Origin of the sequence: Paraburkholderia sp. J76, from assembly GCF_905220295.1 — a bacterium.
Taxonomy (GTDB): domain Bacteria; phylum Pseudomonadota; class Gammaproteobacteria; order Burkholderiales; family Burkholderiaceae; genus Paraburkholderia.
The window spans coordinates 1-695 of record NZ_CAJMZJ010000048.1 but is presented as its reverse complement, the minus strand read 5'-3'; the positions used below and the strand labels follow the sequence as shown (position 1 = coordinate 695).

Annotated in this window: 1 pseudogene; it reads left to right on the top strand. The window is 65.2% G+C overall.

The window, feature by feature from the left end:
• A pseudogene (locus U5768_RS31845) lies at positions 1-695 on the top strand (urocanate hydratase); the annotation flags it as partial.

Genomic DNA, 695 nt, shown 5'->3' with positions numbered 1-695 from the left:
GTGGACCGCAAGGCGAAGACCATCGACGAGGCGCTGGCCATCGTCGAGGAAGCGAAGCAGACGGGCAAGCCCGTTTCGGTGGGCCTGCTCGGCAATGCGGCGGACGTGTTCGCGGAATTCGTCAAGCGCGGCATCACGCCCGACTGCGTGACCGACCAGACGAGCGCGCACGACCCGATCAACGGCTACCTGCCGCAGGGCTGGACGGTCGAGCAATGGCGCGAAGCGCAGAAGGTTGCGCCCGAAACCATCGTGAAGGTCGCGAAGGAATCGATGGCGCACCAGGTGCGCGCGATGCTCACGCTGCAGGAGCGCGGCGCGGCCACGCTCGACTACGGCAACAACATCCGCCAGATGGCGCTGGAAATGGGCGTGGAAAACGCCTTCGATTTCCCGGGCTTCGTGCCGGCGTATATCCGTCCGCTGTTCTGCGAGGGCAAGGGGCCGTTCCGCTGGGTGGCGCTCTCGGGCGATCCTGAGGACATCTACAAGACCGACGCCAAGGTCAAGGAACTGATTCCGGACGATCCGCATCTGCACAACTGGCTCGACATGGCGCGCGAGCGCATCGCGTTCCAGGGGCTGCCCGCGCGCATCTGCTGGGTGGGCGTGAAGGACCGTTATCGTCTGGGGCAGGCGTTCAACGAAATGGTGAAGAACGGCGAACTGAAGGCGCCGGTCGTGATTGGCCGCGA